Annotated in this window: 25 protein-coding genes; 10 read left to right on the top strand and 15 right to left on the bottom strand. The window is 68.4% G+C overall.

What is annotated here, in order from left to right:
* Positions 1–211: 211 nt before the first annotated feature.
* Positions 212–2,152, top strand: coding sequence for a methyl-accepting chemotaxis protein (locus tag FGL94_RS04740; protein ID WP_241659132.1), 1,941 nt, complete (start codon positions 212–214; stop codon positions 2,150–2,152).
* Between the two features lie 16 nt (positions 2,153–2,168).
* Here the strand turns inward: FGL94_RS04740 and FGL94_RS04735 are convergent, their stop codons facing one another.
* Positions 2,169–2,624, bottom strand: a complete 456-nt coding sequence (locus FGL94_RS04735) for a hypothetical protein (RefSeq protein ID WP_144921495.1) — start codon at positions 2,622–2,624, stop codon at positions 2,169–2,171.
* On the bottom strand, positions 2,624–3,142 hold the full coding sequence (locus FGL94_RS04730; RefSeq protein WP_144921493.1) for a DUF2240 family protein: 519 nt from the start codon (positions 3,140–3,142) through the stop codon (positions 2,624–2,626). The genes FGL94_RS04735 and FGL94_RS04730 overlap by 1 nt, the downstream gene beginning before the upstream one ends.
* A 141-nt stretch (positions 3,143–3,283) precedes the next feature.
* On the opposite strand from FGL94_RS04730, the gene FGL94_RS04725 reads away from it, so the two are divergent.
* Positions 3,284–4,168 carry an aldo/keto reductase gene (locus tag FGL94_RS04725; RefSeq protein WP_144921491.1) on the top strand — a complete coding sequence of 295 codons (885 nt, stop codon included), beginning with the start codon at positions 3,284–3,286 and terminating at the stop codon, positions 4,166–4,168.
* An 8-nt stretch (positions 4,169–4,176) separates the two neighbouring features.
* A complete protein-coding gene (locus FGL94_RS04720) occupies positions 4,177–4,938 on the top strand; it encodes a class I SAM-dependent methyltransferase (protein WP_144921489.1) in 762 nt (253 codons plus the stop codon).
* Positions 4,939–5,026: 88 nt separating this feature from the next.
* On the opposite strand, the gene FGL94_RS04715 is transcribed toward FGL94_RS04720, so the two are convergent.
* Positions 5,027–5,209 (bottom strand): hypothetical protein, encoded by a 183-nt coding sequence (locus tag FGL94_RS04715; protein WP_144921487.1) that lies wholly within the window; start codon positions 5,207–5,209, stop codon positions 5,027–5,029.
* A 502-nt stretch (positions 5,210–5,711) separates the two neighbouring features.
* On the bottom strand, positions 5,712–7,175 hold the full coding sequence (arcD, locus tag FGL94_RS04710) for an arginine/ornithine antiporter ArcD (protein ID WP_144921485.1): 1,464 nt from the start codon (positions 7,173–7,175) through the stop codon (positions 5,712–5,714).
* A gap of 193 nt (positions 7,176–7,368) precedes the next feature.
* Between arcD and FGL94_RS04705 the strand changes: the two genes are divergently transcribed.
* The gene (locus FGL94_RS04705) at positions 7,369–8,355 is read left to right on the top strand and encodes an NOG1 family protein (protein ID WP_144921483.1); all 987 of its coding nucleotides are present in this window, start codon (positions 7,369–7,371) and stop codon (positions 8,353–8,355) included.
* A 118-nt stretch (positions 8,356–8,473) separates the two neighbouring features.
* Here FGL94_RS04705 and FGL94_RS04700 read toward each other — a convergent pair whose 3' ends face one another.
* The 3 genes from FGL94_RS04700 to FGL94_RS04690 form a co-directional block, all read right to left on the bottom strand.
* Positions 8,474–9,235 (bottom strand): SIMPL domain-containing protein, encoded by a 762-nt coding sequence (locus tag FGL94_RS04700; protein WP_144921481.1) that lies wholly within the window; start codon positions 9,233–9,235, stop codon positions 8,474–8,476.
* 90 nt (positions 9,236–9,325) lie between these two features.
* Entirely contained in the window at positions 9,326–11,578 is a 2,253-nt protein-coding gene (locus FGL94_RS04695) for a formate/nitrite transporter family protein (RefSeq protein WP_144921479.1), read from the bottom strand.
* A gap of 199 nt (positions 11,579–11,777) precedes the next feature.
* Positions 11,778–13,052, bottom strand: a complete 1,275-nt coding sequence (locus tag FGL94_RS04690; protein WP_144923682.1) for a TIGR00341 family protein — start codon at positions 13,050–13,052, stop codon at positions 11,778–11,780.
* A 182-nt stretch (positions 13,053–13,234) separates the two neighbouring features.
* On the opposite strand from FGL94_RS04690, the gene FGL94_RS04685 reads away from it, so the two are divergent.
* Both FGL94_RS04685 and FGL94_RS04680 read left to right on the top strand, forming a co-directional pair.
* Positions 13,235–13,486 carry a hypothetical protein gene (locus FGL94_RS04685; protein WP_144921477.1) on the top strand — a complete coding sequence of 84 codons (252 nt, stop codon included), beginning with the start codon at positions 13,235–13,237 and terminating at the stop codon, positions 13,484–13,486.
* Between the two features lie 175 nt (positions 13,487–13,661).
* A complete protein-coding gene (locus tag FGL94_RS04680; RefSeq protein ID WP_144921475.1) occupies positions 13,662–14,543 on the top strand; it encodes a homoserine kinase in 882 nt (293 codons plus the stop codon).
* A gap of 194 nt (positions 14,544–14,737) precedes the next feature.
* Here the strand turns inward: FGL94_RS04680 and FGL94_RS04675 are convergent, their stop codons facing one another.
* The 3 genes from FGL94_RS04675 to trxA are packed head-to-tail and all read right to left on the bottom strand — an operon-like array spanning position 14,738 to position 16,837.
* Positions 14,738–15,310, bottom strand: coding sequence for a class I SAM-dependent methyltransferase (locus FGL94_RS04675; protein WP_144921473.1), 573 nt, complete (start codon positions 15,308–15,310; stop codon positions 14,738–14,740).
* A 45-nt stretch (positions 15,311–15,355) separates the two neighbouring features.
* Complete coding sequence (locus FGL94_RS04670; RefSeq protein ID WP_144921471.1) at positions 15,356–16,495, bottom strand: aminotransferase class V-fold PLP-dependent enzyme; 1,140 nt, start codon at positions 16,493–16,495, stop codon at positions 15,356–15,358.
* Positions 16,496–16,837, bottom strand: coding sequence for a thioredoxin (trxA, locus tag FGL94_RS04665; protein ID WP_144921469.1), 342 nt, complete (start codon positions 16,835–16,837; stop codon positions 16,496–16,498).
* 138 nt (positions 16,838–16,975) lie between these two features.
* On the opposite strand from trxA, the gene FGL94_RS04660 reads away from it, so the two are divergent.
* The 3 genes from FGL94_RS04660 (at position 16,976) to FGL94_RS04650 (ending at position 19,065) form a co-directional block, all read left to right on the top strand.
* On the top strand, positions 16,976–17,506 hold the full coding sequence (locus tag FGL94_RS04660) for a DUF5817 domain-containing protein (RefSeq protein WP_144921468.1): 531 nt from the start codon (positions 16,976–16,978) through the stop codon (positions 17,504–17,506).
* Positions 17,507–17,581: 75 nt separating this feature from the next.
* Positions 17,582–18,607, top strand: a complete 1,026-nt coding sequence (locus FGL94_RS04655; RefSeq protein WP_144921466.1) for a DUF7490 domain-containing protein — start codon at positions 17,582–17,584, stop codon at positions 18,605–18,607.
* Positions 18,604–19,065, top strand: a complete 462-nt coding sequence (locus tag FGL94_RS04650) for a hypothetical protein (RefSeq protein ID WP_144921464.1) — start codon at positions 18,604–18,606, stop codon at positions 19,063–19,065. The genes FGL94_RS04655 and FGL94_RS04650 overlap by 4 nt, the downstream gene beginning before the upstream one ends.
* A gap of 23 nt (positions 19,066–19,088) precedes the next feature.
* Here FGL94_RS04650 and FGL94_RS04645 read toward each other — a convergent pair whose 3' ends face one another.
* Both FGL94_RS04645 and FGL94_RS04640 read right to left on the bottom strand, forming a co-directional pair.
* Positions 19,089–19,427 carry a hypothetical protein gene (locus FGL94_RS04645; RefSeq protein WP_144921463.1) on the bottom strand — a complete coding sequence of 113 codons (339 nt, stop codon included), beginning with the start codon at positions 19,425–19,427 and terminating at the stop codon, positions 19,089–19,091.
* A gap of 95 nt (positions 19,428–19,522) precedes the next feature.
* Complete coding sequence (locus FGL94_RS04640; protein WP_144921461.1) at positions 19,523–20,359, bottom strand: ubiquinol-cytochrome c reductase iron-sulfur subunit; 837 nt, start codon at positions 20,357–20,359, stop codon at positions 19,523–19,525.
* Between the two features lie 147 nt (positions 20,360–20,506).
* Between FGL94_RS04640 and ppc the strand changes: the two genes are divergently transcribed.
* Entirely contained in the window at positions 20,507–23,209 is a 2,703-nt protein-coding gene (ppc, locus tag FGL94_RS04635) for a phosphoenolpyruvate carboxylase (protein ID WP_144921459.1), read from the top strand.
* A 309-nt stretch (positions 23,210–23,518) separates the two neighbouring features.
* On the opposite strand, the gene FGL94_RS04630 is transcribed toward ppc, so the two are convergent.
* From FGL94_RS04630 to FGL94_RS04620, 3 genes are all read right to left on the bottom strand, one after another.
* The gene (locus FGL94_RS04630) at positions 23,519–23,974 is read right to left on the bottom strand and encodes a 30S ribosomal protein S19e (protein WP_144921457.1); all 456 of its coding nucleotides are present in this window, start codon (positions 23,972–23,974) and stop codon (positions 23,519–23,521) included.
* A gap of 134 nt (positions 23,975–24,108) precedes the next feature.
* A complete protein-coding gene (gene hmgB / locus FGL94_RS04625; RefSeq protein WP_144921455.1) occupies positions 24,109–25,452 on the bottom strand; it encodes a hydroxymethylglutaryl-CoA synthase in 1,344 nt (447 codons plus the stop codon).
* Positions 25,453–25,639: 187 nt separating this feature from the next.
* Positions 25,640–26,428, bottom strand: a complete 789-nt coding sequence (locus FGL94_RS04620) for a hypothetical protein (protein WP_144921453.1) — start codon at positions 26,426–26,428, stop codon at positions 25,640–25,642.
* Positions 26,429–26,675 lie beyond the last annotated feature (247 nt).

Raw genomic sequence — 26,675 nt, 5'->3', positions numbered from 1 at the left:
ACTGTACGGTTTTTAACTATCTACGGCTCGCGAGCGTGACCGCGTCCGGAGTTCCGTTCGGAGAACGGTCACCGGAGATCGGCGCCATTCCGAGGGGACCCGACGCAAGAACGCCCATTCGCGTCTCCGGGACCGTTCGAGCGCCGAGCGACGGTATCAGGCGTAATATTCGGAGGGTGTAATCTATTAAATGGTACGACGATCCCCGACCATGGCCGAGTCAACGGTCGGGTCGAGCGGAGGGAACTACGACCCGTCGAAAGCGGAGCGGAGCGGTCCGTCGGGACCGATAGAGAAGGTTCGAGAGGTACTCAGATACGTGCCGGACGGGACGTCGATGCCGGAGGAGATGTGGGGCGGTCGACACCGAAACGTCCTGATCGCGATCGCGGTGCAGGTGCCGCTGTTGATCGCGCTTGGGCTGTACGAGGGGACCGAACCGTTCACGGGCGCGGAGATCCCCGCGGCGCCGGCGTGGATGCTCGGCGGGTTCACTGCCCTCGTCCTCGGCACCGCGGCGCTGGCGAACTGGTCTCGGCTCGGCCGTCGCCAGCGGACGGTACTGGCGGCGTTCAGCGCGATGACGGTGTCGATGGCGCTCGTCAAGCTCTCCGGCGGCTACATCGAGGCGCACTTCCACTTCTTCGTGTTCGTCGCCGTCCTCGCCCTGTACGAGGACTGGCTCCCGTTCGCCGTGGGGATGCTGTACGTGGCGATCGGACACGGCGCGTTCAGCCTGATCGACTCCAGCCTCGTCTACAACCACCCCGCCGCGATCGCGAACCCGATCGTCTGGGGCGGGATCCACGCGGTCTTCATCACGGCGCTCGCGGCGGCGCTGATGGTCAACTGGTACTCCATCGAGAAGTCCCGCGAGGAGGCGCAGCGTCAGCTCGACCTCGTCGCCGAGCAGAAGGCGGAGATCCAAGACGTCGAGGCGGCGAAGGCGGAGGTCGAACGGCGCCGCGAGGAGGTCGAACGGCTGAACCGACACCTCGAGACGAAGGCCGACGACTACAGCGCGACGATGGACCGCGCGGCCGACGGCGACCTCACGGTCCGGCTGGACGCCGACAGCGAGAGCGAGGCGATGGAGCAGATCGGCGCCGCGTTCAACGAGATGATGGACGAGATGGAGGCGACGATGCGGGACGTGCAGTCGTTCGCCGGCGAGGTGTCCGCGGCCGGCGGGAAGACGGTCGAGGGCGTCGACGCCGCCGAGGCGCGCAGCGAGGACGTGCGCCGGTCCATCGAGGAGATCGCCGAGGGCGCCGACGACCAGCGCGAGATGCTGGAACAGGTCTCCGGCGAGATGAACAACCTCTCGGCGACGATCGAGGAGGTCGCCTCCTCGACGGAGACCGTCGCCGACGCGGCCCAGGAGACGGCGTCGATCGCCGACGAGGGACAGGACACCGCGAGCGAGGCGATCGACAGCGTCCGGGAGTCGCGGGACGCGATCGGCGAGACGGCGGAGAAGGTGCGGGTCCTCGACGAGCGGATGGAGGACATCGGCGAGATCGTCGACCTCATCGGCGACATCGCCGAGCAGACGAACCTGCTCGCATTGAACGCCAACATCGAGGCCGCGCGGGCCGGCGGCGCTGGCGGCGGGAGCGACGGGTTCGCGGTCGTCGCCGACGAGGTCAAGCAACTGGCCGAGGAGACGCAGGAGGCGGCCGGAGAGATCGAGGAGCTCATCGCCGGCACGCAGGCGCAGACGCAGGCGACCGTCGAGGAGGTCCGGACCGCCGAAGAGCACATGCAGGAGGGGGCCGACGCCGTCGGGGACGCCGCCGACGCGTTCGCCGAGGTGGCGGCCAACGCCGGGGAGACCGACGACGGGATCCGCGAGATCAGCAAGGCGACCGACGATCAGGCCGCGAGCACGGAGGAGACGGTGTCGATGGTGGAGGAGGTCGCGGGGATCAGCCGGTCGACCGCCGACGAGGCCGACGCGGTCGGCGCGGCGGCCGACGAGCAGCTCGCCGCGATGTCGCAGGCGACCGACGAGGCCGGGTCGCTCGCCGAGCAGGCCGAGCGGCTCCGGTCGCTGCTCCGGAAGTTCGAGGTCCGCGGGGAGTCGATCGACGACCCGCCGGCGTCGGGAGCGCGCAACGTCGCCGTGGGCGACGGCGGACGAACGAACTGAGGCGGCGATCCGCGGGCTACTCGCTTTTTCCGATCGCGTCGACGACGGCTTCGAAGGCCGAGAGCGCTCGCTTCACCTGCGCGCCGTCCTCGACGAACACCAGCGTCCGCGGCGGGCTGACCGCCTTCGGCCTGACGCGGAGACCCGCGTCGTCGGCGGCGTCGGCGGCGTTTTTCGGGCGGTCGGAGGCGCCGTCCGCGTCGGCCTCCCCGGATCCCGCGACGAACTCGATCCGGACTCGGTCCGGCTGGACGTAGACCTCGGCGACGAGGTCCTCGGGTCCCCTGTCCTCCGCCTCGCTTCCCTCGCCGCCGCGAACCACCCCGTACGCGAGCGCGCCGTCGGCGGTCGGCTCGACGTCGGGGTCGGCGTCGCTCAGCGTGAGGTCCCGCAGGCGGCCCTCGTCGCCGGAGATCTCCGAGGCGAGCAGCTGGCCGATCCGGACGCCGTCGGTCAGACGCTCGTCGACCATCACTCGGCCTCCGTGGCGTCGGTCGCCGCGCCGGCCCCCGCGTCTCCGTCGCCCTCTCCGTCCGCGTCGCCGGCGGCGGCCAGCCCCTCGCGAACGTCCGCAGCGAGGTGGTCGACGGCGGCGCCGTGTTCCTTCGCGACGAGGACCGCGGCCGCCTCGATGCTGATCGCGAGCGAGCGCTGTCGCTCGTTGATACCGGCGACCGCGCGCTGCTTCTCGACGCCGGCGGCGACGATCGCGTCGAGCGCCGTCTCGAAGGTGGACTGCTCGCGGAGGATCGACTCGTCGGGCGCGAACCCTTCCGGGACGGTCACGTCGGCCGGGTCGAACCGGGCGACGAGGTCGCCGTCCTCCTCGGCGACCAGCCCGCGCCCGACCGCGACGTCGACGAGCCGCTTCGCCTGATCCGGAGAGAACCAGTCCCGATCGAGCGACAGCGCGACGACGAACTCCCCCTCGCCCAACCGCTCCGTCGCTCGCTGTCTGAAGGGCACGGCGACGGCGACCTCGAGGCTCATGTGCGAACCGGGGGGCGTCGACGGCGGTAAACCTACCGGAGTGGGAGCCGGATCCGGGACGGTCGCGAGGCCCGGACCGCGGTCGACGACTGCGGTTCGCGGCCGCCAACCGTTATGCCGCGCCGGCGCGATGGCGTACGTATGCAGACCCGCCCGCTCGGCGACACCGGTCACGACAGCACCGTCATGACGTTCGGGGCGATCGCGCTCAACTGGCTCGAACAGGAGGGCGCGAACCAGCTGGTCGAACACGTCCTCGACTACGGGGTCAACCACTTCGACGTGGCACCGGAGTACGGCGACGCGGAGCTGAAGCTCGGCCCGAAGCTCCGCCAGCACCGCGAGGAGATCTTCCTCGGCTGTAAGACCCAAGAGCGGACCTACGAGGGCGCGTGGCGCAAGCTCGAGCGATCGCTGAACCGCCTGGGTGTCGACGCGATCGACCTGTATCAGGTGCACGGGCTCGAGTACGACGAGGAACTGGACGCGATCACGGGCGACGACGGGGCGCTCGCGGCGTTCCGCGAGGCGAAAGAGCAGGGACTGATCGACCACATCGGCCTGACGAGCCACGGCGACCCGGGGCTCATCCTCGACGCGCTCGACCGCGTCGACGACCTCGAGTCGCTGATGTTCCCCCTGAATCCCGTCGTCGCCGGGAAGGACGACGACGAGTACGACTACGAGGCGGTGCTCGCTCGCGCCGACGAAAAGAACGTCGGCACGCTGGGGATCAAGGCGTTCGCCGGCGGGTCGTGGCCGCCGACCGACGAGCTCCCCGAGTCCGACCGACCGTTCGCGAACTGGTACCGACCGGTCACCGCGCCGGACGAGGTCCGCGAGCGGTTCGACTTCGCCGCGGCACAGGGACTCACCAGCGTCGTCAGCGCCGGCGACCCGAAGCTCGTCACCATGATCCTCGAGGCCGCCGCCGACTACGACGGGATGGACGAGGCCGCGCAGCGGTCGCTGATCGAACGGGTGCGCCACGACGACAGCCCGGTTCCCGAACAGCTGCACCACTGAGAGAGCGGATGGACGTTCCGCAGACCGTCACGGTCGCGCTCGACGATCGACCGGTGGCCGGGAGGCGCTGTCTGGAGGCCGGCGCGGGCGCCGGGAACGCGACCGCCGGACTGCTCGCGAACGGCGCCGCCCGGGTGTACGCCGTGACGAACGACCGGGACCACGCACGGACGACACGTCGGCGGGTCGGCCGCGACGACGGGGACGGCAGCGACGGCGACGACGGAGTCGACGAGAGCGACGGCGACCGACTGGCGGTGCTGGAAGCGGACCTCCGAGCGGTCCCGCTTCCCGACGACTCCGTCGGCGTGATAACCGCGCACGGGCTCTGTAACGTCCTCGATCCCGCGTCGCTCTCTGCGGTCGCCGAGGAGTTCTCGCGGGTCGCGTCCCCCGGCGCGCAGCTCGTCGTCGACGACTACGACCCGCTGCCCGACGGCGCCGCGATCGGCGGGCTGTTCGCCGTCGAGAACGCCGCGTCGGAGCTGGCCCGCGGCCGCCCGGCGCTCACCTTCTACCCGGCGGCGTTTCTGCGGCGGTTCTTCGCGGGCCACGGCTGGGAGTTCGAGCGGGAGCGGACGCTGCTGGAGCCGGTCCCCTGGACCGAGAGCCACGTCTCCGCACACGGCGACCGAGCGGTCTCCATGGCCAAGGAGCATCCCGGTGAACCGTGCGACGCGCTGGCGGCGACCGCTCGCCGGCTGGCGACCGATATCGGGTCGGAGTCCGTCGGGCGGATGTACGGGCTCGCGTTCCGGTTTCCGGAGTGACGACACCGAGAACGCCGGCTCAGTCGAACTCCCACGTGGCTGAGAGAAGAGCCGTGCAGGATATCGAGGACGTCGGCGGCAGAGGGAATCAGACCGAGCCGGTTTGCCACCCGATGAGTTTCTCGAACCCGTATGTGAATCCGAGGAAGATAGCGGCGAACACGAACCACCGGAAGACGTCGAACGTCCCCGTGAAGGCGAGGACGTTGAAAATGTAGGATAACGACGCCCCGACGAACGCGGCGATGTAGAGGTCGCGGCGGATGTCCATAGGGGGAACTCGACAGAAGTCGGATTAATTCTTTCCCCGACGACACGTCCGCCTCACTCCGATCGGGTCCCGCGATCTCGCGTCGTGATGAATCCACGCGTCGCATTCGGTACGGCCGCTGAAACCTATCTTGGGTGAGGAGTTCGATAGCGACCCGCTTACATTTTCCAAGCGACGACTCCGCCGACAATCATCGGAAGTAGATGAGAGATATTGATTATCGTCCTTGACTGGAGACCAACAGCAACAGTCTCACTTGGATCGCTACCGCAGTTATCGCATGAGGACATAGCGGAGCCACACAACGGACACAAAAATGTCTATCGCGGATGATGTTGTCCCGTCATACCCCGGTGTCCGTTGAAGTCCTCGGAATCTGGACCGTCACTCGGCCGCCGTTGCTTTCATCCGACACTCGTCGATCGGGTTCCGTGGCAGTCTCTGAACCCCGTCTCCGACTGGGTGGTTCACCGAATGGACTTGCCGAAACCGCGTCGGCCCGTCAGTCGTCGTCGGTCGGCGCGGCCGCGTCGGCCGCGGCGGGCGCGTCGGCCGGCGCCGGCGTCACGTTCAGCGAGTAGCCGGTCGCGGCCATGGCGAACAGCACGAGCGGCGACAGGAACGCGAACAGGTAGTACGGCGCGTACTCCAGCGTCGGGACGCCGGTGACGCCCGCCATGTAGACGGCGCCCGCGTGCCACGGGAACAGCGCGCCCGTCGGCGTCCCGGCGGCCTCGACGGCGCGAGAGAGCTGGTCGGTGTCGAGCCCGAACTCGTCGTAGGTGTTCCGGAGCGTGACGCTCGGGAGGACGATGCTCATGTACTGCTGGGCGGTGAGCGCGTTGATGACAATCGCCGAGACGCCGGTCCCGGCGACGAGCACGCCCGGGCTCTTCACGGACGACGTGAACGCGTGGGCGATCACCGCGAGGACGCCCGTGCGCTCTAAGATACCGCCGAGCGCGAGCGCGGCGACGACGACCGTGATCGTCCACGCGGAGCCGGTGAGCCCGCCCGTCGCGAGCAGTTCGTTTACCAGATCGGAGCCCGACTCCGGCGCGGTGCCGTACATGAACGTCTCCCACGCGGGGACGAAGCCGACCCCCTGTACGAGAAGCGTCGTGGCCACGCCCGCGAACACCCCGGCGACGAGGGTCGGGAGCGCGGCGTACCCGCGCAGCGCCAGCCCGAAGGTGACGACGAGCGGAACGAAGGCGAGCAGCGTGATCGCGTACGTCTCGCCGAGCGCGCCCTGGATCTCGGCGATCCGGCCCGTCGGGATCTCGCCGCTCGCGCGGAGGCCGAGCGCGGCGAAGCCGAGCACCGCGAGCCCGAAGGCGACGGCGGTGCCGGTCCGCATCCGGCGGATGTGCGCGTACAGGTCGGTGTTGGTGACGCCGGCGGCGAGGTTGGTCGTGTCCGAGAGCGGCGACTGCTTGTCGCCGGCGTACGCGCCCGAGAGGACGGCCCCGACCGTCATCGGGGCGGGGACGCCGAGCCCCGCCCCGATGCCGACGAAGGCGACGCCGAGCGTCCCCACCGTGGTCCACGAGGAGCCGATGGCGAACGCGACGACGGCGGCGACGACCGCGGCCGCCGGGAGGAACGTCGTCGGCGAGAGGATCTCGAGGCCGTAGTACATCAGTCCGGGAATCGTGCCGGCGCTGACCCACGTCGCGATCAGGCCGTAGATGGTGAAGATGATGAGGAGCGCCTGGAGCCCCATCACGAGGCCGTTCGCGATCCCGTCGAACAGCTCCTCCCAGTCGTAGCCGAGCCACAGGCCGAATCCCCCGACGAAGGCGATGCTCCAGAGGAGCGGCGGGTGTGGATCGAGACCGAGGACGGCCGAGCCGACGCCGAGGAACGCCACGACGGCGAGAACCGGGATCAGCGCCAGCGCCAGGCTCGGGCGACGGTCCGGATCGAGGTCCTCGTAGGTCGTGGGCGTGAACGAGCGTGCCATGACCGGGTATATTCCTTTGAAGCATAAATATATCTCGGAATATGAGCGAAAAGTATAACGATCGTTCATCGCCGTTTCCCGTGGAGCGGCGACGCCCTCCGGAGATGTGGCGCGCCTCCGGCCGTGTGCCGCCGTGTCGCGGGGGTCGCCGAACGGACGGTCTTATACGGGTCGGCGGCCAAGTCGGGGCAACATGATATTTGAGGGCCTCCCGACGACCCCCCGCTCGGAGGAACTCGTCGACAAGGCGTTCTCGCGGGCGGCGCGCGCGGGGCGCGCCAAACACGGGCACGAGGCGCAGGAGTCGATGCTGCGGACGGCCGGCAACGTGCTCTCGGACAACCTCGAGAACGTCGTGGTGTCGTGGCCCGACTTCGGCTTCGACGTGGAGCCGTTCTACTACGAGATGGCCGACGCCATCGTCGACGTCGACCGGCTCCGGCAGGCGCTCTCGCAGGTGATGTGGGCCAGCCGGCAGATCGAGGACCTCCGCGACGAGTACACGACGAAGATCCGCAACTCGGACGTCGACACCGCGCGGAAACACCGGAAGCAGGCGTTCGCGCGCATGGCCGACGTGATGGACCAGATCGAAGACGACCTGCGGTACGTCGGCGACTCGCGGGACCAGCTGAAGGTGCTGCCGGACGTCAAACCGGACGAGCCCGCCATCGTGATCGCCGGCTACCCCAACGTCGGCAAGTCGTCGTTCGTCAACCGGGTCACCCGCGCCTCGAACCAGATCGCGGAGTACCCGTTCACCACGAAGGGCGTCCAGATCGGCCACTTCGAGCGCGACCACGTCCGGTACCAGATCGTCGACACTCCCGGCCTGCTCGATCGCCCGGCCGACGAGCGCAACGACATCGAGCGGCAGGCGGTCGGCGCCCTCGAACACCTCGCGGACGTGGTCGTGTTCGTGCTCGATCCCTCCGGCGACTGCGGGTACCCCCTCAATGTCCAGCTCGAACTCCGCGAGGAGGTCCGGGCGCTGTTCGGCGAGGAGGTCCCGTTCCTCACGGTGGCGAACAAACACGACCGCTTCGACGCGGTGCAGGCGGAGTCCGTCGACGCGACGATGAGCGTCACCGACGACGAGAACGTCGAGCGCGTGCTCGACATGGCCGTCGAGGCGGCCGCGTTCGAGCCCGATCTCCCGACCCGCGACGGCGAGGAGTGAGCGGTCAGTTATAAGCCGTGAGCGGTCGTTTATAAGGTGAAGGTGGACAGTTATAAGGGCCAGCGGCGCGGCTCGACGACCGGCTCGCCGTTCAGGAACGTTCCGAGAAGTCGCCGCGTCAGATCTGCTCGGCGGCGTAGACGACGTTGACGCTGACCTGTACGCTCACGTCACCGGTCTCGACGCCGGTGGCGGCGCCGGCGTCCGCGCCGTCGCTCTCGGCCATCATGGCGGCGTCGGACACGCGGTACGGCGTCACGCCCGCGTTCGCGGTGGAGACCCTGTAGGCACCGGTGATCTCCAGCCCGCTGGAGTCCGCGAGCACGGTGGCGTCGTCCTCGGCGTTCGCCATCGCGTTCTCGATGGCGGTCTCGCGGACCTCGGCCTCGCGCTCCTCGCTCAGCCCGAACTCGATCCGCTGGACCTCGTCGGCGCCGGCGTCGACCGCGACGTCGATGACCTCGCCGACCGCGTCCACGTCGTCGAGCGCGATCGTGTAGCGGTGGACGCCCTGATACCGCGTCCGATCGGGGTTCTCGCGCGTCTCGTAGGACTCGCGCACGTCGTACCGCTCGGTCCGGATGTCGTCCTCGCTGAGCCCCCAGTCGGTGAGCGCGGCTTCGAGATCCTCGCCGCCGGCCGCGAGCTCGTCGCGGACGGCCGCGGAGTCGTTGCCGGTCGCGGTCACCGCGACGCTGATCGTCGCGCGGTCGGGCTCGGCCGTGGCCTCCCCGTCCGCGGTCACCTCGATGTTCCTGTCGAGCGCCGATTCGTCTCCCGCGTCGACGCCCGCGCTTCCGGTCGAGCCGACGAGCCCCGAACAGCCCGCGAGCCCGACGAGCAGCATGACGCCGATTGCGGTCACCAGTTTCCTGTTCATACCCGACCCGTCGTCGGGAGCCGTCAAATAAGTCGCCGAAAGGACAAAGAGCCGTTTGCGCTATCGGACGGGGCGATCCGACGGCCGCGATCAGGCGGAGCCGGTCTCGTCGTCCGTCCCGTCCGCTTCCTCCTCGTCAGTCTCGCCGCCGTCCTTCGCCCCGCTCTCGTCCCCGTCGTCGTCCGATTCGTCGTGATCCGTGATCACCGCGGGCTCCGGCGAGCGGTCGTCGTCAGCTTCCTCGCCTTCGTCCTCCCCGTCGGGGTCCTCGTGATCCGTGATCACCGTCCGATCCGCGTCGCCGTCGCTCTCGTCGCGGTCCCCGTCGCCGTCCCCACCGATATCGTCGACGCTGCCAGCACCGCCGGCGTTCCGCCCGTCGCCGCCATCGCCGTCTTCCGACGCGAGAGCGTCGATATCGGACCCCTCGTCGTCCCCCGGGCGAGACTCGCCGATCTCCGCCCCGGTCGACGCCTCCGGGTCGCGCTCGACACCGCCGTCGGGCGGTCCGGACACCCGCCGCCCGGAGCCGAAGAGCCGCTCGCGGAACGAGCGGCGGCTGGGGCGCTCGGCGAGCAGCAGCGAGCAGTCCACGTCGTGGACCACGTCGAGGTGGAGGGAGTCCGAGACGAGCCGCGAGAGCAGCCCCTTCTCCGTCGCGCCGATGATGACGAGGGTGCTGTCCGCGGCCTCCCGGGCGATGGCCCCCTCCACGTCGCCGGAGTCGTCGACGATCCGCTCGGCGTCCGAGAGCCCGTTCTCCGCGGCCCAGGCGGTGAGGAACCCCTCACCCTCGGCGCGGTTCTCGGGACCGTCGACGACGTGGAGCAGGCTCACCTCGGCGCCCGCGGTCCGGGAGAGCACGCTCGCGACCTCCGCGCCCAGCGCCGAGTCCGGACCGCCCGAGGTCGGGAGCAGGACCCGCGAGGTGTCGAGGTCGCTCTCGCTCAGGATGAGGAAGTCGCAGGGGAGCTGGTTGGTCAGCTCGTCGATCGGCCGCTCGGCGCGCGCCGCGCTCCAGAGCTGGTCTTCGCCCCATCCCATCAACACGGCGTCGGGGCGGGTCCGACGGGCCATGTTGAACACCTCCTCGAAGGAGCGGTGCGAGACGACCGTGGAGGTGGAGACGTCGATGTCGTACTCCTCGGCGGTCTCGCGGAGCCCGGCCATTCCCTCCTCGGAGACGTCGGCGATCCGCCCGGCGCCCGCCGACAGCGACATCCGCTCCGGCGCCTGCACGACGTGGACGATGTGGACGAGCCCGTCCTCGTGGTCGCTGGCGAGCCGGCTCGCGAGCTCGACGACGGGGCCGTCGGTTCGGGGGTTCGTGATCGGGACCATGATCCGGTGGCCCTCGTTGGCGAACAGCGTCGCCTCCGTGGCGTCGAGGATCGGGACGTACGAGCGCCCCGCGGCGCGGCCGAGCACCCACTCCGGCACCGTCAGCCGGCGGGTCATCCCCTCGAAGCGCGCCTCCTCCAAGCGCTCCTCGCTGGTCTGGAAGTAGTTCACCAGCGTGACTAGGACCACCCCGCCGATGGTGTTCCCGAGCAGCACGGGGATCACGAATCCGACGACCCCGGAGTAGAGGCTGATCTCCGCGCCGTACAGCGGGATGTTGTACTCGAAGAACAGGTAGAGGACCTCGGTGAAGGAGACGACCACGTGGAACAGGTCGCCGAGCGGGATCGCGAGGAACGCGAGGTAGACGACGAGCATCCGGCTCACGGAGTCGGTGGAGGCGAAGCCGACCCAGACGACGCCGGCGACGATCAGCCCCGCCATCGCGGCCTTGAAGAACAGCGGGACGGCGCCGACGCCGAACCCGCCCTCGGAGATGTACCGCGCCGCGTCGACGGTGTCCCCCGTGAAGACGCCGCCGTACGAGAGCACGAGCGCGCCGAACCCCCCGCCGACGAAGTTGCCCGTGAGCACGATACTCCAGTGACGGAGGAGCGTGGGGAGGCTCGCGAGCCGCTCCAAGGTCAGCGCGACCGGCGGCAGCGTGTTCTCGGTGTACAGCTGGTAGCCCCCGATGATGATGTAGATGAACCCGAGCGGGTAGAGGAGCACGCTCAAGATCGGATGGGAGTCGGTCGCGGCGGTCAGGGAGGCGTACAGCATGAAGGTGATCGTGATCGCCAGCCCCGCCGCGAGCCCGCTGAAGAAGAGTTCGCGGCTCCCGGAGGTCACCTCCTCGTCCGCGGCCGCGATGATCCGCTGGAACACCTCGTCGGACGAGAAGCGGTCCCGGACGGCCTCGCCGACCGCCGGGGCGCCGCTGCGGGAGCGCTCGACGACTTCGCGCATCGAATCGTCGTCGGGTCGCTGTGAGTCGGTCACTGCCGGATCACTGTCGGCGCGGTAAAAAGTAGTTCCTCTTTCGGCATGTGGGTCAGAAAAACCGGCTACCACAGGGATTTCGCGGAAACCGGACCACACGTCGAAAAGACCGGAGCAGATCGCAACGTCCGTCACGTCGCTCCCTCGAAGCGGCGTCTCGGGGTCAGTCGATCGCGTCTCCGACTCGGTCGATCGCGTCTCAGGCCCGGTCGATCGTCACGAGACGCACCTCGACGCGCACGTCGGTCCCGATCGTCGCCTCGATCCGGCGGTCGAGCGCGTCGGCCACGCCCTCGACGCCGCCGCCGGGCGGCGCCCCCACGGTGACGATCACGCGCTCGGTGGAGAGGGGCGGGACCGTCCCGCTGCGTTCGACCTCCAGCTCCAGCAGTTCGAACTCGGAGTCGAGCGCGGCGAGCTCGTCGCCGGCGGCCGTCCGGATGTCGGCCTCGGTGGTCGAGGCGACGTACGAATCGTAGGTGACACCGCCGAGGAACACCGACAGCACGGCGATGGCGGCGACGAGGACCGCGACGCGCTTCACGAAGGCCGCGCGCGCGTTGTCCTCGCGAAACCACCGCTGGGGTCGGTACTCCTCGTACCACAGCATCACCAGCGCGGAGAGGTTGATCGAGAGGACGTTCACCGCGACGATCACGCCCGCGCCGACCACGAGCCGCGGGATCCGAAAGGCGATCCCGATGCCGACGGCGGCCGCGGGCGGAATGAGCGCCACCGCGATCATCACGCCGACCAGCGTCGCGGAGACGCCGGTCATCAGCGAGAGGATCCCGGCGACGCCGGCGCCGATCGCCACGACGAGCACCAGGACGTTCGGGGCGAGCCGTTCGGACACCTCGGCGAGCGCGAGCGGGTCGGTCCCCGGCGGCACCAACGCGAGCGTTCGCAAGACGAACGCGAACAGCGTCGCGGCCGCGATCGCGACCGCGACGCCGAGAACCTGCATCCGCACCCCGCGCCGGAACATCTCCTCGTCGTCCACGACGGTTCCGATCGCGGCCGACATCGCCGGGCCGATCAGGGGAGCGATCACCATCGAGCCGACCACGGTCGCCGGGGAGTCGAGCAGGAGCCCGGCGGTCGCGATCACGGCGGAGATGACGGTCATCAGCACGTACGTCCGGAGCCCCGACGCGAGGTCGTCGGCCTTCGCCTGCAGCTCCTCCCGAGAGATGTAGTTGCCCGCGTGATCGGCCTCCTCCTCGTACTCGTCTTCGAGCGCCTCGAACCGCCGGGAGATAACCGTCTCGGCCGCGATGATGACGGTGTAGGTGCTCTCGTCGATCCCCGCCTCCCGGAGCCGTTCGAGCACCGGCTCGACGGCGGCGGTCGGAAGCGGGAACGTCGCGACCGCGGTGTACTCGCGGCCGCTCGTCTCGTCGGTGACGACGTAGTCGACGCCCTCGTCGTCGAGCGCGCGGATCACGGCGGCGCGCTTCCCCGCCGGGATCATGACCTGAACGAGTCGCACGATCGACCGTCTCGCCGGCGCGACTTATAAGGGACGGTGGCCGCGAGCGGCGATTTCGGCGGGAGTGTCGGGGCGGGCGATCGGTCGACCGGGGGGTGAGACCCTCGTCCGCCCCGCGCGAAACGGAACTTTAATGCGCGAATCCCTCGCACGTTCAGACAAGAATGCTCTCGCCGCTGTTCATCGACACGTTCCTGCTCGATTATCACCTCGGGCACGTCATACTGCTCGGGTTCATCGTCTCGCTCCTGGCGACCGTGCCCCTGAAGTCCCAGAAGGTAATTGCGTCCGTCGTCGCCGGCTTCGGGACGATCTTCCTGGTCGCCCCGTACACGACGATGCCGCAGACGTACGTCCTCGCGGGCATTCCGATGATCCTGATCGGCGCACTGCTGTGGACGATGGCCGGGAGCTGAGGCGGTTCGCGGTTCCGACTCCCGTTTTCTCGCGGTCTCCCGCCCCGTTTCTGCCCTCTTCCGCCCCTTCCCTTCCCGATAGCGCCGGCGCTCCGTCTCTCCGCACCGCCGTTTCGCCTCGCCGTGCCGTTGTTCGATCCCGCCTCTTTTTGCACTCCGGGCGACACTCCCCGCCATGGTCACGGTACGGGCACCCGCTACAAGCGCGAATCTCGGTAGCGGGTTCGACGTGTTCGGAGCGGCCCTCACACGGCCGGCGGACGTCGTCACCGTCGAGAAAGCGGCGGAGACGACGATCGAGGTCACCGGCGTCGGGGCCCAGTACATCCCCGAGGACCCCGAGAAGAACACGGTCGGCGCCGTCGTGGAGGCGCTCGACGCGCCCGCGCGGATCCACATCGACAAGGGGGTCCGCCCGGCGTCCGGGCTCGGCTCCTCGGCCGCCAGCGCCGCCGGCGCCGCGGTCGCGCTCAACCGGCTGTACGACCGCGGGCTCTCCCGCTCGGAGCTGGTCCCGATCGCCGCCGAGGGCGAGGCGGTCGTCTCCGGCGTCGCCCACTCGGACAACGTCGCCCCCTCGATCCTCGGCGGGTTCACGGTAACGACGAGCGACGGGACCCACGCCGTCGACGCCTCGATCCCCCTCGTGGTGTGCCTCCCTGACATCGCCGTCTCCACGCGAGACGCGCGCCGGGTCGTCCCCGAGACGGCCTCGATGGAAGACCTCGTCGAGACGGTCGGCAACGCCGCCACCCTCGCGGTCGGGATGTGCCGTTCCGACCCCACCCTCGTGGGCGCCGGCATGAGCGACCCCGTCGTCACCCCCGAACGCGCCCGCCTGATCACGGGCTACGACGACGTGCGCGCGGCCGCCTTCGACGCCGGCGCGACGGGGGTCACCGTCAGCGGGGCCGGTCCCGCGATCCTCGCGGTCTGCCGCGACGGACGGCGACGGGGGGTCGCCGCCGCGATGCTCGACGCCTTCTCCGACGCCGACATCGACGCCCGCGCCTACCAGACCCGAATCGGACGGGGATCGACGGTACTCGAGGAGTGAGGCGATGAGGGCGGGGAGTTCGGGGGAGAGTTCGAGTCGGCGATGACGTGATTCGGTCGTTTATTTATAAGTCGTCGACGGCCGATTATCACCGGTGGGCTCCAAGGCTCCGGCTGCTCACCTATAACTGATTGAGAACGAATCGACGACGTCGGACCTTCGAGAACGAATTCCGGTTCGGGTTTATAAGTCGTCTACGGAGCCCGAGCGACGACGGCGAACGTCTCGGTGCGCTCCGAGGCGGAGAGGACCTCGAACCCCGCCGCCTCCAGCGCCTCGACCGCGTCGCTCGCGTCGAATCGCTCGTCGGTCGGGGGTCCGTGTTCGCCGTCGCCCCCGGCCGACCAGTCGAAGAGCGCGAGCCGGCCGTCGGACCGGATCACGCGGGCCAGTTCCTGGATGGCGGCGTCGCTCGCGAACTCGTGGTACGTCATCGTCGAGAACGCGGCGTCGAGCTCGCCGTCGTCGAACGGGAGCGTCGCCACGTCGCTCTCGACGAGGTCGACGTTCTCGGGGACGCCCTTCTCGCGGTAGAACGCGTGCATCTCGGCCTGCACGTCGACGCCGTAGACGCCCTCGACGTGAGCGGCGACCGCGTCGGTGTAGAAGCCGGTTCCGCTTCCGAGGTCGGCGACGGTGGCCGCGGCGCGATCGGCGCGCTCGGCCGTCAGCGCGCCGATGATCTCCTCGGCGGAGACCCAGCGATACCGGACCTCGGGACGCTCCAGTCGCTCCGCCTTGTCGGCGTCGAACGTGTGATATCCCATACGCGGTCTTGCACGTGGAGCACTAAAACGCGTCCGATCGAGCGCTCACCACTCGGCGGCGAGCGCATCGACCAACCGATCGATCTCGGCCTCGGTGGAGACGGCGTGGACCGACGCCCGGACCCCGTCGGGGTGGGGCAGCGAACGGACGACGATCCCCTCGTCGGCGAGCCGCTCGACCGTCGCCTCGGGGTCGTCGACGTCGACCGTGACGAGCCCGGACTCGTACTCGCGCGGGCTCAGCAGGCGGTCGTCGGGGACGCCGTCCTTGAGCCGGTCCGTGAGCGACGCGACCCGGTCTTCGATCGTCGAGATCCCGACCGCGTCGATCGCGTCGAGCGCCTCGATCAGCCCGACGTGTGCGGCCGGGGTCGTCGACCCGACCTCGAACCGCTTCGCGCCCGGTTTGAACTCGATCTCGTCGCCGTTCGGGTCCTCGACGCTACGGTAGCCGACCGCGCGCGGCGCCAGCTCGGCCGCGGCCTCGCGGTCGACGTAGAGGAACCCGGCCCCCCACGGGCCGAGCAACCACTTGTGGCCCGCCGCCGCCACGGCGTCGGCGCCCCACGCCGACACGTCCATCGCGACCTGCCCGGGCGACTGGACCGCGTCGACGAGCGTGAACGCGCCCGCCTCGTCCGCGATCTCGACGAGATCGGCGACCGGGAGTCGCGTCCCGTGGGTCCACGTGATCGCGCTGAAGCAGACGAGCCGCGCGTCCGCCACGGCCTCCGCGTACGCCTCGCGGTCGATCCGACCGCCCTCGGTCTCGACGACGCGCACCTCGACGCCCTCGCGTTCGAGCCGCTTCCACGGGAGGATACCGGCGGGGTGTTCCAGGTCGGTTCGGACGACCACGTCGTCCGGCTCCCAGTCGATCGCACCCGCGATCCGGTTGATCCCGTCGGTCGTGCTCTCGGTCAGGGCGATCTCGGCGGGCTCGGCGCCGACGAAGTCGGCGACGCGTTCTCGCACCGTCTCGTACGTCTCGAAGGCGCGGCCGTACGGGTCCGTCGTCGCCGAGCCGTACTCGTGGTCAGCGAGGTAGTCCGACGCGGCTTCGACGACGTACTCGGGGCTCGGCCCGTGCGCGCCGAAGTTGAAGTACGCGGCCTCGCCGAGCGCGGGCACGTCCGCGCGCAGCTCGCGCGGAGTCATCCTAGAGTCGGCCTCGGACACCGTCATTCAGGCGGTGTGCTCCTCGATCGCACCGGTGAGCGCCGCTTCCGTCTGCGCCCCGACCATCCGTTCCGCGAGCTCGCCGCCGGCGAATACGAGCAGCGTCGGGATACCCTGCACGCCGTACTCGCTGGCGAGCGCCTGGTGCTGGTCGACGTCGACCTTCAGGACGGCCGCGTCGGTGTCGTTCGCGATCGCTTCGACGGCCGGCTCCATCATCTGACACGGGCCGCACCAGTCCGCGTAGAAGTCGACGAGGACGACGTCGTGGTCGGCGACGTAGTCGTCGAACTCGTCGGGGGCGGCCAGCTGAATCGGTTCCGTGGGGACGGCGTTAGTTGAACTCATCACCTCATCCTACGCGCTCCACGCGGATAATGGTTTTGGATAGAAGACACAATACCGCGCATCGAATCGGAGCGAGTCCCGACCGATACGAGGACGCGGGTCCGAGGGTTCAAATCCGAGGCCGGCGAACCGCGCGGTATGTACGCGGTCGTCGGCTGCAACGAGTGCGCGGAGATGTGGCTCCTCACGGACCCGCGGACGAGTGACAGCGCGGGGTGTCCCCGCTGCGGGAAGACGCATCAGACGGCGAAGCTCAAACGGTTCTTCGAGTCGGAGGACCGCGAGGCGGCCCGCGAGGCCCGGGCCGCGCTGCTCGCGAAGAAGCGCGACGAGAGCGCGGCGTTCGCCGAACTCGACCACGTCTCGGAGCTCGAACGCGCCGTCGACGAGGCGGGGATCGACGACCGCGAGTACCTCGAAGCGTCCGGGATCGACGCCGACGCCGTCGGCGAGGCGGGCGTCCGCGCCGAGGGCGGCGGATCGAACTCGCGGAGCCGGACCGAGATCGTCCGCGACGCAGTGGAGACCGTCGACGATCCCACCGAAGAGAACGTCGTGGCGCGCGCCGGTGACCACGGTATCCCCACCGAGGCGGCTCGAGAGATCCTGACGCGGCTCGCGCGCCGCGGGGAGCTCTCCGAGTCGGGCGGTCGCTACCGAGTGCTCTGAAGGGGGCCGCCAGCGGGGTGAATCGCTCCCCGGTCTCTGACAAAGCACTTATGTTGTCGTTCAGACGTGTCGGGTATGGACACTCGAACTGCCCTCCTGGCGGCCGCCGCCGCGCTCCTGCTCGCGGGCGCGATCGGCGCCGTCGCCACGCCGGATGCGATCACCGACCCGCGAGAGGCCAACGAGCGCCCCGGCGACGTACACATCGTCGACACGGTCGTCTCGCCGGGTGAAGTGCGCGGCGAGACCGCGGAGCTCCGGCTCGGAGTCGACCTCCGACACCGGGGCTCGACGGTCGAGAACGTCACGGTCCGCCACCGCGCGATCGGCGCCGACTCGGGGCTGCTCGTCGACGAGACGACGGTCGACGTCGGCGACGTCGACGGCGGCGGCGAGCGTACCGTGAACGGGTCCGTCGACGTGGACCGCGTTGGCGGCTATCGGATCGAGACCGTCGTCTTCGCCGACGGCGAGCGACGCGCGAGCCAGACGACCCGAGTCGGCGGCGTCGCCGCGCTCACTCCCGACTACGCCGACTCGCGCGTCGGCTTCACCGAGGGGAACGTCTGGCCGACCGTCGCGGTCAGCGTGAGCGAGGCGGACAACGAGACCGCGACGCTGTCGGTGTCGCTCTCGGTGACGAACCGTGGCGACGCCGTCTCGGAGCCGCTCGACCTCCGGGTGCTGCTCCGGCAGTCGGAGTCGAACGTGATCGCCGACGAGGCGAGCGAGACGGTCGGCGAGGTCCGACCCGGCCGGACCGACACCGTGACGACGACCGTCGAGGTGCCCGCGAACTACAACTACTACATCGACGCCGCGCTGTGGAGCGACGACGTGCTCATCGACGAGACGCAGGGCGTCGCCAACCTGAACCCCCGAGAGACGATCAGCGCGAACCAGACGACCGAAGAGGTGGAGTTCGCCGTCGAGGACTTCACGCGAGGAGGTGGTGGCGACGACGCGGGCGAGGGTGCCGACGGTGCCGACAGGCCCGAACGAGACGCCGACGGCGCCGGAGACTCGACGCCCGGCTTCGGTCCCCTCGTCGCGCTCGTCGCGCTCGTCGCCGCGGCCCTCGTCGCGCGGAGGCGACCGTGACCGACGAGCGCGACCGCGGCGACTGGAACGACCCGGACCGCCTCGACGACACCGACCACAGCGACACCACCGACTCACCCCCCGGACCCATGACCGACACCGACACCGACGACAGTTCCGACACGAATCGCGCACCGCGTACGACCGATCACGAGAGCGACACGGAAGGGGACGCGACCGGCGACGACGGCCGCTTCGGTCGGCTCTCGACCGACGACCTCCGCGGGCTCATCGACCGGATCGGGCTGGCGGCGCTGATACTGCTCGCGCTGATCGCCGGCTGGAGCTTCTACAGTCAGGCGGGGCGGGCGATCCGGACGTGGCTCGACCCGGCGTACCATCCGATCGCCCTCGCGGCGTTCAACCTCGCGGTGCTGCTCGTCGCGCTCGCCGGTGTCGCCCACCAGCTCTACCGGATCCGCCGGAGCGAGCAGCGGGACGGCGACGCGGCCGAGTAGCGGTCGGGCTCCCCCGACGGCGCCTACTCCTCGGGGAGGTCGTCGGTGCTGGCCGGAATCCGCTCGACCCGCCCCGCGAGCGTCGCCGCGTCGCCCGCGACGGTGGAGGCGTCGGCGCCCGCCTCGTTCGACACCAGTCGGACGTGTGCGGCTAAGAGCGCGAGCGCACGAAGGCCCTCGTTCTCCGTGTCGCCGTCGCTCCGCTGGGCGAAGGTGGTGTCGACCTCGCCGTCGCGGACGACGCCGACGTGGACCGCCTCGATCCCTTCACCGTCGAGGAGGTCGCGGGCGCGGTCGATCTCCGCGGCGAACGGATCGTCGTCGGCCGTCGCTCCGTCTGCGGGAACCTCGTCGTCGCTCATGAAAACGCCTACGCGAAGCGGGGAGAAAAGCGCGGCGCCCGTCGGGGACGGGTCCGAAGATCCCGTCGTTCCGTCGGTTTCGTCGGTTTCGTCGGTTACTCGTCCGGACGGGGCCGGGCGATGAACAGCGACTCCTCGAGGGTGAACGGGTCGTACGTCGACTGGTGACAGACGCAGTAGGTCCCGTTGGCGGCGTCGTACCGGGCGGACTCTTCGAGTACCTTGTAATCGGGGATACAGCAGAAGTGCGTACAGACGTTGAGGTACGCGATGAACCCCTGGTCCGTCGAGGCGGAGACCCACTCGTCGTTCTGTGCGGCCTCCTCGATCCGCGGCGAGCGGATGACGATGGCGTTGAGGTCGGCGTCGGCGTCCTGGGAGCGCCACGTGACCGATGCCGGCTTCCCGACGCCGTCGTCGCCGATCCCGTTGCCCCACTCGGCGTAGTCGTCGAAGTCGTCGATGTGGATCTGGTCGCCGTCCTCGTACGTCTCGTCCTGCCACTCGTACTTGCCGGGGGCCGCCCGGAACAGGTTGTCCGACTCGAAGTTCGGGGCGATGTTCTCCTGTGACTCGACGCCGCAGTACTGGAACCACGCGCCGGAGTAGGTCCGGCCGCCGAGCTGCTCCTGTGCGACCTCGATCTCTTGCCCCTCCTGCGTGACGGTCTGCGTCTCAGGCCAGATCCCGCGGATGTAGCCGTCGTCGGTGACCTCCACCGGAATCTGCGGGAGGCCGCGCGGCGCCGGGCCGCCGGTCTGGGCGATCGACATCGCGACGGTCGACCCGCCGCCGACGCCGCCCGAGGTCGTCAGGGTGTTCACCGTCGCCGACCCCATCGCACCGACCCCCGAGAGGGCCGCGCCGCCGACGACGCCCTTGACGAAGCGGCGCCGACCGGACTCGGCCGGATACTTGTCGGACTGACTCATACCCGTCGTTCGGGTTGGGCCGGTAAAAAGGGTGACGAACCCTCCACCCGAGGGTGTCGAGCGGTCGGTCGATACGTTTACTCGAAACTGAGGCAAACTTTCGTTCGGACATCGCTTTTAACCCACCACGACGGGTGTACCTGTGGTATGGTGTTGCACAATCGAGACGTGCGGACGGACGTGCGCGAGCTCGGCGCGCTCGTGGGAGACGTCCTCGCCGCACAGGCCTCCACCGAGGCGTACGAGACCGTCGAGGACCTCCGAAACGCGGCGATCGACTACCGGCGCGGCGACGCGGCGAGCCGGGACGCCCTCCACGAGTCGGTCGAGGGGCTGTCGACGGGCCGAGAGGAGATCGTCGCCCGCGCGTTCACGACCTACTTCGAACTCATCAACCTCGCCGAAGAGCGCGAGCGAGTCCGCGCCATCCGGGACGCCGACGAGGACGGATCGCTCCACGACTCCTTCGACGCGACGATCGCCGAGTTCTCCGAGGCCGGCGTCGAGCCCGACGAGCTCCGGGAGCTGTTACAGGACGTGCTCATCGAGCCGACGTTCACCGCACACCCCACCGAGGCCCGGCGAGCCACCGTGAAGGCGAAGCTCCGGTCGATCGCCAACCACCTAGAGGCGCTCGACGAGCGCAACCTCACCGAGCGCGAGCGCAACGGGATCTGGCGCGACGTCACCGCCGAGGTGACCAGCCTCTGGGGGACCCGTCAGGTGCGCCAGCGTAGCCCGGAGCCGGAGGACGAGGCGCGCAACGTCCAGTGGTATCTCGAGAACACCCTCTTCGACGTCGTAGGCGACGCCTACGAGGAGTTCGAGGAGACCATCTCGAAGGAGTACGACGACGTGGACTGCCCGAAGCTCTTCGAGTTCCGCTCGTGGGCGGGCTCCGACCGCGACGGCAACCCGTTCGTCACGCCGGAAGTCACCGACGAGACGCTGGGGCGCCAGCGCGAGGTCGCCGTCGAGAAGTACCGGGACCGGTGTAAACGGCTCTCGGCCGTGTTGAGCCAGGACGGCGAGCGCTACGCGGTCGACGACCGGCTCGCCGAGTCGCTGGCGGCCGACGCCGAGCGGTTCCCGACGGTCGTCGAGGAGGCGCGCGAACGCTACCCCGACGAGCCGTACCGCCAGAAGCTCCGCCTGATGCGCGAGCGGCTCGACCGCGTCGACGACGTGCGACCCGGCGAGTACCCCGACGGCGACGCGTTCCTCGCCGACCTCGACGTGATCGCCGACTCGCTGGCGGCCGACGGGCAGGACGCGGTCCGCGAGTCGTTCGTCGAGCCGCTGCGCCGACAGGTCGACACGTTCGGGTTCACCCTCGCGTCGCTGGACGTCCGCGACCACCGCGAGAACCACACCGAGGCCGTCGCCGAGGCGGTCGCGACCGAGGGCGTCGACTACCGCGAGATGGACGAGGACGCCCGGCAGGAGTTTCTCACCGAGGCGGTCCTCCAAGAGGACCCGGTCGTCGACGCCGACGAGCCCGGCGACGTCTCCGACACCACCGAGCGGGTGCTCCGCCGGTTCCAGGAGCTCGCGAACTGGCAGGACGAGTACGGCGCGCAGGCGATCGACACCTACTGCATCTCGATGACGGAGGAGCCGAGCCACGTGCTCGAAGTGCTCTTCTTGGCCGATCAGGTCGGCGTCGTCTCGCTGCCGGACCACTGCGGGCTCGACGTCGTTCCCCTGCTGGAGACCGAGTCCGCGCTCAACGGCGCCGAGCGCATCCTCGGGACGCTGTTCGACAACGAGGCATACGCGACGGCCCTCGAGGTCCGCGGCGAGATTCAGGAAGTGATGCTCGGCTACTCCGACTCCAACAAGGAGAACGGGTTCCTCGCAGCGAACTGGGACCTCTACGAGAACCAGCGTCAGATCGCGCGGTTCTGTCGCGAGGAGGACGTCACCCTCCGGCTGTTCCACGGTCGCGGCGGCTCCATCTCGCGGGGCGGCGGTCCGATGAACGAGGCGCTGCTCGCGCTCCCCAACGAGACCGTCACGGGACAGGTGAAGTTCACCGAGCAGGGCGAGGCGATCGCCGAGAAGTACGCCAACCCGCGGATCGCCGAGCGAGAGCTCGAACAGATGCTCGACGCGCAGATCCGCGCGCGCAAGGAGGCCAACGAGGAGCCCACCGAGGACGTGCCCGAGAGCTGGGTCGACGCGATGGAGACGATGGCGCCCGCGGCCCGCGAGACGTACCGCGACCTCCTGAACACCGACGGATTCGTCTCCTACTTCGGGCAGGCGACGCCGATCTCGGTCGTCGAGAACCTCAACCTCGGCTCGCGGCCCGCCTCGCGCTCCGGCGAGCGCACCGTCGAGGACCTGCGCGCGATCCCGTGGGTGTTCTCGTGGACCCAGACCCGGCTCATCCTCCCGGGCTGGTACTCGCTCGCGTCCGGGCTCGACGCCTACCTCGACGAGGTCGGCGAAGAGGAGGGGCTCGAGACCCTCCGAGAGATGTACGCGGAGTGGCCGTTCTTCCGCACGACCCTCGACAACGCCGCGCTCGCGCTCGCCCGCACCGAACCGGAGATCGCCGCCGAGTACGCCGATCTCGCGGACGACGAACTCCGCGAGCGCTTCTTCCCGGAGCTGATCGGCGAGTACGAGCGCGGCCGCGAACTCGTCTTGGAGATCAGCGGCCGCGACGACCTGATCCGGCGCGAGTGGCTCGAAGAGAGCCTCGACCGGCGGAACCCCTACGTCGATCCGCTGAACCTGCTGCAGGCGAACCTCCTCGGACGGACCCACCGCACCGAAGAGGAGGAACGGACCCTCCGGCTCACCGTCAACGGCATCGCCGCCGGGATGAAGAACACGGGGTAGCTCGACCGCCGATCCGCTCGAACCGACCCGTCTAAACACCGCCGGACACCGTTTTTCGTCGTCCGCATCGACAACCGGGACGCCGACGATTCGATCACCGGGCTTCCGACGATCGATCCGACGCCGATCGGCCGTCTACCGAATTCGATATAGCGGTATCGGATATATATCGGCGGGCGCGAGACGATCGTCACCGAACAGCGACACGAGGAAGCGGCCTCTCAGACGCCGCTTTTCGGGAGTAGACGGATATCTGGTGCGAGAGCCGCGGCTCAGAAGCGAGCGATGCCGTAAAAAACGAATCGCTATCTACGCGTAGCGTTCGAGTTCCGGCCGGTCGAGGTCCTCGAAGACGTCGGCGGCGACCTCGGAGAGGAAGGCCTCGCCCTCGTCGGAGACGCGACGGCCCTCGCCGGCGGCGGTCGTCACGAGCCCCTCCTCTTCGAGGGCCTGCAGCGACGTGCGGATGAGCTTTCGGGAGCCGCCCTCGTGCTCGCCGGGGCGGACGGAGTAGCGGTTCGAACCGCGCTTCTTCGAGCCGTACTCGGTGGCGAGCCGCTCGATGCCGATCGGCTCGTTCTGGGCGACCTTCCGGAGGAGGCTGGCGGAACGCACGTACCAGAAGTCCTCCTGCTCCGGCGGGAGTTCCTTGCCGGCGCCGCTCTTGGCGAACTCGACCCAGTCGGGCTCGTCGATCCGGTCCTCGAGTCGTGCGGCGACCTCCTCGATGAGGGCGTCGGCCGGCACGTCGTAGATGGTTACCATTGAGGTGAATTTCAGCCTAACGTCGTTTAAACCCATCGTATTCGAGAAGCGTCGTGTGACCCGTTTTCACGGGACAGCGGAGTCACAGAAACGGAATCGCGAAGGCACAATCTCGCCGTCGACTCCCAGAACAGCTACTCGACGTACTCGTACTTCCGCTCGTTCATCCGGCCCCAGCCGGTGAAGACGAACTCCGACTCCGGTTGGGTGAACTCCTCGATCTCGCGTTCGACGTCCATGTCGTACTCGTGAACGTCGTGTACGTCCTCGTACTCCTCCCACGTGAGGTCGTAGCGCGCGGCGAGCCGGTCGTCGATGTCGAGTTCCTCGATCTCCGCGCGCCACCCCTCGCGGATCGTCTCCGCGTGGATCTCCGCCTGCGCGCCGGAGCCGTAGGAGGCGACGAGCAGCGTGTCGTCGACGAACGACCGGTCGCGGGTCAGGGCGTCTCGCAGCGCGCTGACGCGGGCGATGTGGACCGAGCTGGTGTACCAGTTACCGACCTCCCGTGAGAGCCCGAGCGTCGGCTCCACGGCGGTGTCGTACCACGTCTGGTACTGCTCGGTCGTCTTCAGTTCGTCCATGTAGTCGCGAATGGCCTCTTCGTAGGCCTCGCGGTCCGCGTAGTCGTCCTCGCGGGGCTGCCGGCCGATCTCGTCGGCGAGCTGGTCTTCGTACTTCGTGTCGCGGATGACGTGGCGGTACGCCAGTAGCGCCGCTTTCCGGACCATGCCGGGGAACGGCGTGTGGAACGGGGCGTAGGCGAAGTCGTCGAGTTCGATGTCGTCGGTGACGGACTCGTAGTCCTCCAAGGCCTCACGCATCCGAGAGAGATACACCTGTACGGAGCGTTTCCCGTCCACGCTCGGGAACTGCTGGTTCGGCTTCAGGAAGTCCGTCTCGTCCTTCGAGCCGTACCCCTGATCCGTCGAGAGCGCGACGATCGAGGGGTTCTCGTCGATCAGCATCGCGACGGCCCCGGCGCCCTGCGTCGCCTCCCCGGGGTCGCCGCGGGCGTAGAGCGCGGTGTCCGTCGTGATGACGATCGCCGGACGGTCCCGGTTCCGCCCCGCTCGGATCCAGTTGTACGCGTCGTCGATGGCTTGCGTGCCCGCCAGACAGGCGAACTTTCGCTCACCCTTGTTAGCGTGGGTGAAGTCGCCGTCGTACACCTGTTCGAGACAGCCGGCGATGTACGTCGACACCGGCTTCGAGTGGTCGAACGCCGACTCCGTCGCCACGTCGATCCGGCCGATGTCCGACGGTTCGAGCCCCTTCCGGTCCATCAGCCCCTTCGCGGCGTTCGCGCCCATCGTGACGATGTCCTCGTACACGTCCGGGAACGAGGAGTTGTTGAGTCCGAGCCCTTTCGTGTACTTCTCCGGGTCATCGCCCTTCTCCGGCGCGAACGTGCCCGGCAAGTCGAGCTTGAGCTTCCCGGTCCAGATTTCGACGGCGTCGATGCCGACTTCGGTCATACACGGTCGTTCATCCGGCCGGCATATGGCTTTGTCGATGGTCGTTTACGTCGATCGTGGAAATATATCGGAGAATCAATATCTGTACTCTCCATAGCCGATTGGATGGTCCCGGAATAGATTATGTTTAGTAAAATTCGTAGAATGCTACGCGTCCCGTAGATCAGACTCTCAGAATTCGTGTGTTTTAATCAATACTACACTGCATCTCGTTCTTTTCAACACTACCCCCTTGAGTTGTGATCGTACCAGTACAGGTTCTAGAATCTCCTTCCGCGTTGCGGACGGTCATTTCGATATCTATATCTCTGGACTTCATGTTGATATCACTGAACGTATATGTCTCGCCCGCACTGCCGTCCGTCGGCGCCGCGTTATCGTTAACTAACTCATTCTGCTTGTCAGTTTGGGCAAACAGAGTTACTCCAGTTGCATCATCTGTCGTACTGTAAGTGAAGGTGAGTTTATTGTTTTTATTGCTATCCCCACTCGAACTAACATCGATCGAGGAGAACTCCGGTGGGGCTTGTCCCCCAAGATTGGGGTCCTCATTACCTAGACCTCCTCCGGCTGCCCCGTCGTCATTCTGAGTCGGGTCCTCCGGCGTTTCTTGCACGCCAACCGTGTCCACGGTCAGGTTGTCGGCGGTCGTGTTGAGCGTCAGGTTGTAGACGCCGTCGTCGTTCGTGTCGTCCGTAACGCCGCCGTAGATACCGTTATCGGTCGGGAGGTCGGTCTTGTCCCTCCAGTTATCCCCACTCAACCGCGTCGGAAGGGTGACGGTGAGATCCCCCTCAGGAAGCGTCTCAGTAACGTTCTCTGTCGGGCGGAGTTCGAGCGTCACCTGACCGGTCCCGCTCCGGCGGAACTCGTTCTGGAGGGCTACGATTTTCACCTCCCCGTCGTCGGTGACGAGCTCTTGGTCTTCGATCACCGCGATCCCGCCACCGTCATCGCGAGCGTCGACGTAGAGCACGGAAGCGTCGTACCACGTCGACGACGGATCGAGTTCGTTGTAGCCCGGCCGGTACTGGAGGAACCTCGTTGGGACAGTTACGGTCCCCTCGGGAGTTCCATTCGAGATTACGATCGGATATGAATCACTCGTCTGGATCGTTCCCGCTGGCGATGGCGGATTAATCGTAAAGAGCGTGTCATAGAATCCAACTCATAGCATCTCACAGCCCGGTTCGTTTCCTCGCTCGTAGTTGGTGATTGCAATG

The sequence above is a fragment of the Halorubrum salsamenti genome, assembly GCF_007671685.1.
Taxonomy (GTDB): Archaea; Halobacteriota; Halobacteria; order Halobacteriales; family Haloferacaceae; genus Halorubrum; species Halorubrum salsamenti.
The sequence above is the reverse complement of the archived record's forward strand: the minus strand, read 5'-3'. Positions and strand labels throughout refer to the sequence as shown.

What these genes read in the sequence shown, in the direction of transcription:
- FGL94_RS04740 (WP_241659132.1), top strand. Translation starts at nt 212, where the DNA reads ATGGCCGAGTCAACGGTCGGGTCGAGCGGAGGGAACTACGACCCGTCG.
- FGL94_RS04735 (WP_144921495.1), bottom strand. Translation starts at nt 2,624, where the DNA reads ATGGTCGACGAGCGTCTGACCGACGGCGTCCGGATCGGCCAGCTGCTC.
- FGL94_RS04730 (WP_144921493.1), bottom strand. Translation starts at nt 3,142, where the DNA reads ATGAGCCTCGAGGTCGCCGTCGCCGTGCCCTTCAGACAGCGAGCGACG.
- FGL94_RS04725 (WP_144921491.1), top strand. Translation starts at nt 3,284, where the DNA reads ATGCAGACCCGCCCGCTCGGCGACACCGGTCACGACAGCACCGTCATG.
- FGL94_RS04720 (WP_144921489.1), top strand. Translation starts at nt 4,177, where the DNA reads ATGGACGTTCCGCAGACCGTCACGGTCGCGCTCGACGATCGACCGGTG.
- FGL94_RS04715 (WP_144921487.1), bottom strand. Translation starts at nt 5,209, where the DNA reads ATGGACATCCGCCGCGACCTCTACATCGCCGCGTTCGTCGGGGCGTCG.
- arcD (WP_144921485.1), bottom strand. Translation starts at nt 7,175, where the DNA reads ATGGCACGCTCGTTCACGCCCACGACCTACGAGGACCTCGATCCGGAC.
- FGL94_RS04705 (WP_144921483.1), top strand. Translation starts at nt 7,369, where the DNA reads ATGATATTTGAGGGCCTCCCGACGACCCCCCGCTCGGAGGAACTCGTC.
- FGL94_RS04700 (WP_144921481.1), bottom strand. Translation starts at nt 9,235, where the DNA reads ATGAACAGGAAACTGGTGACCGCAATCGGCGTCATGCTGCTCGTCGGG.
- FGL94_RS04690 (WP_144923682.1), bottom strand. Translation starts at nt 13,052, where the DNA reads ATGATCCCGGCGGGGAAGCGCGCCGCCGTGATCCGCGCGCTCGACGAC.
- FGL94_RS04685 (WP_144921477.1), top strand. Translation starts at nt 13,235, where the DNA reads ATGCTCTCGCCGCTGTTCATCGACACGTTCCTGCTCGATTATCACCTC.
- FGL94_RS04680 (WP_144921475.1), top strand. Translation starts at nt 13,662, where the DNA reads ATGGTCACGGTACGGGCACCCGCTACAAGCGCGAATCTCGGTAGCGGG.
- FGL94_RS04675 (WP_144921473.1), bottom strand. Translation starts at nt 15,310, where the DNA reads ATGGGATATCACACGTTCGACGCCGACAAGGCGGAGCGACTGGAGCGT.
- FGL94_RS04670 (WP_144921471.1), bottom strand. Translation starts at nt 16,495, where the DNA reads ATGACGGTGTCCGAGGCCGACTCTAGGATGACTCCGCGCGAGCTGCGC.
- trxA (WP_144921469.1), bottom strand. Translation starts at nt 16,837, where the DNA reads ATGAGTTCAACTAACGCCGTCCCCACGGAACCGATTCAGCTGGCCGCC.
- FGL94_RS04660 (WP_144921468.1), top strand. Translation starts at nt 16,976, where the DNA reads ATGTACGCGGTCGTCGGCTGCAACGAGTGCGCGGAGATGTGGCTCCTC.
- FGL94_RS04655 (WP_144921466.1), top strand. Translation starts at nt 17,582, where the DNA reads ATGGACACTCGAACTGCCCTCCTGGCGGCCGCCGCCGCGCTCCTGCTC.
- FGL94_RS04645 (WP_144921463.1), bottom strand. Translation starts at nt 19,427, where the DNA reads ATGAGCGACGACGAGGTTCCCGCAGACGGAGCGACGGCCGACGACGAT.
- FGL94_RS04640 (WP_144921461.1), bottom strand. Translation starts at nt 20,359, where the DNA reads ATGAGTCAGTCCGACAAGTATCCGGCCGAGTCCGGTCGGCGCCGCTTC.
- ppc (WP_144921459.1), top strand. Translation starts at nt 20,507, where the DNA reads ATGGTGTTGCACAATCGAGACGTGCGGACGGACGTGCGCGAGCTCGGC.
- FGL94_RS04630 (WP_144921457.1), bottom strand. Translation starts at nt 23,974, where the DNA reads ATGGTAACCATCTACGACGTGCCGGCCGACGCCCTCATCGAGGAGGTC.
- hmgB (WP_144921455.1), bottom strand. Translation starts at nt 25,452, where the DNA reads ATGACCGAAGTCGGCATCGACGCCGTCGAAATCTGGACCGGGAAGCTC.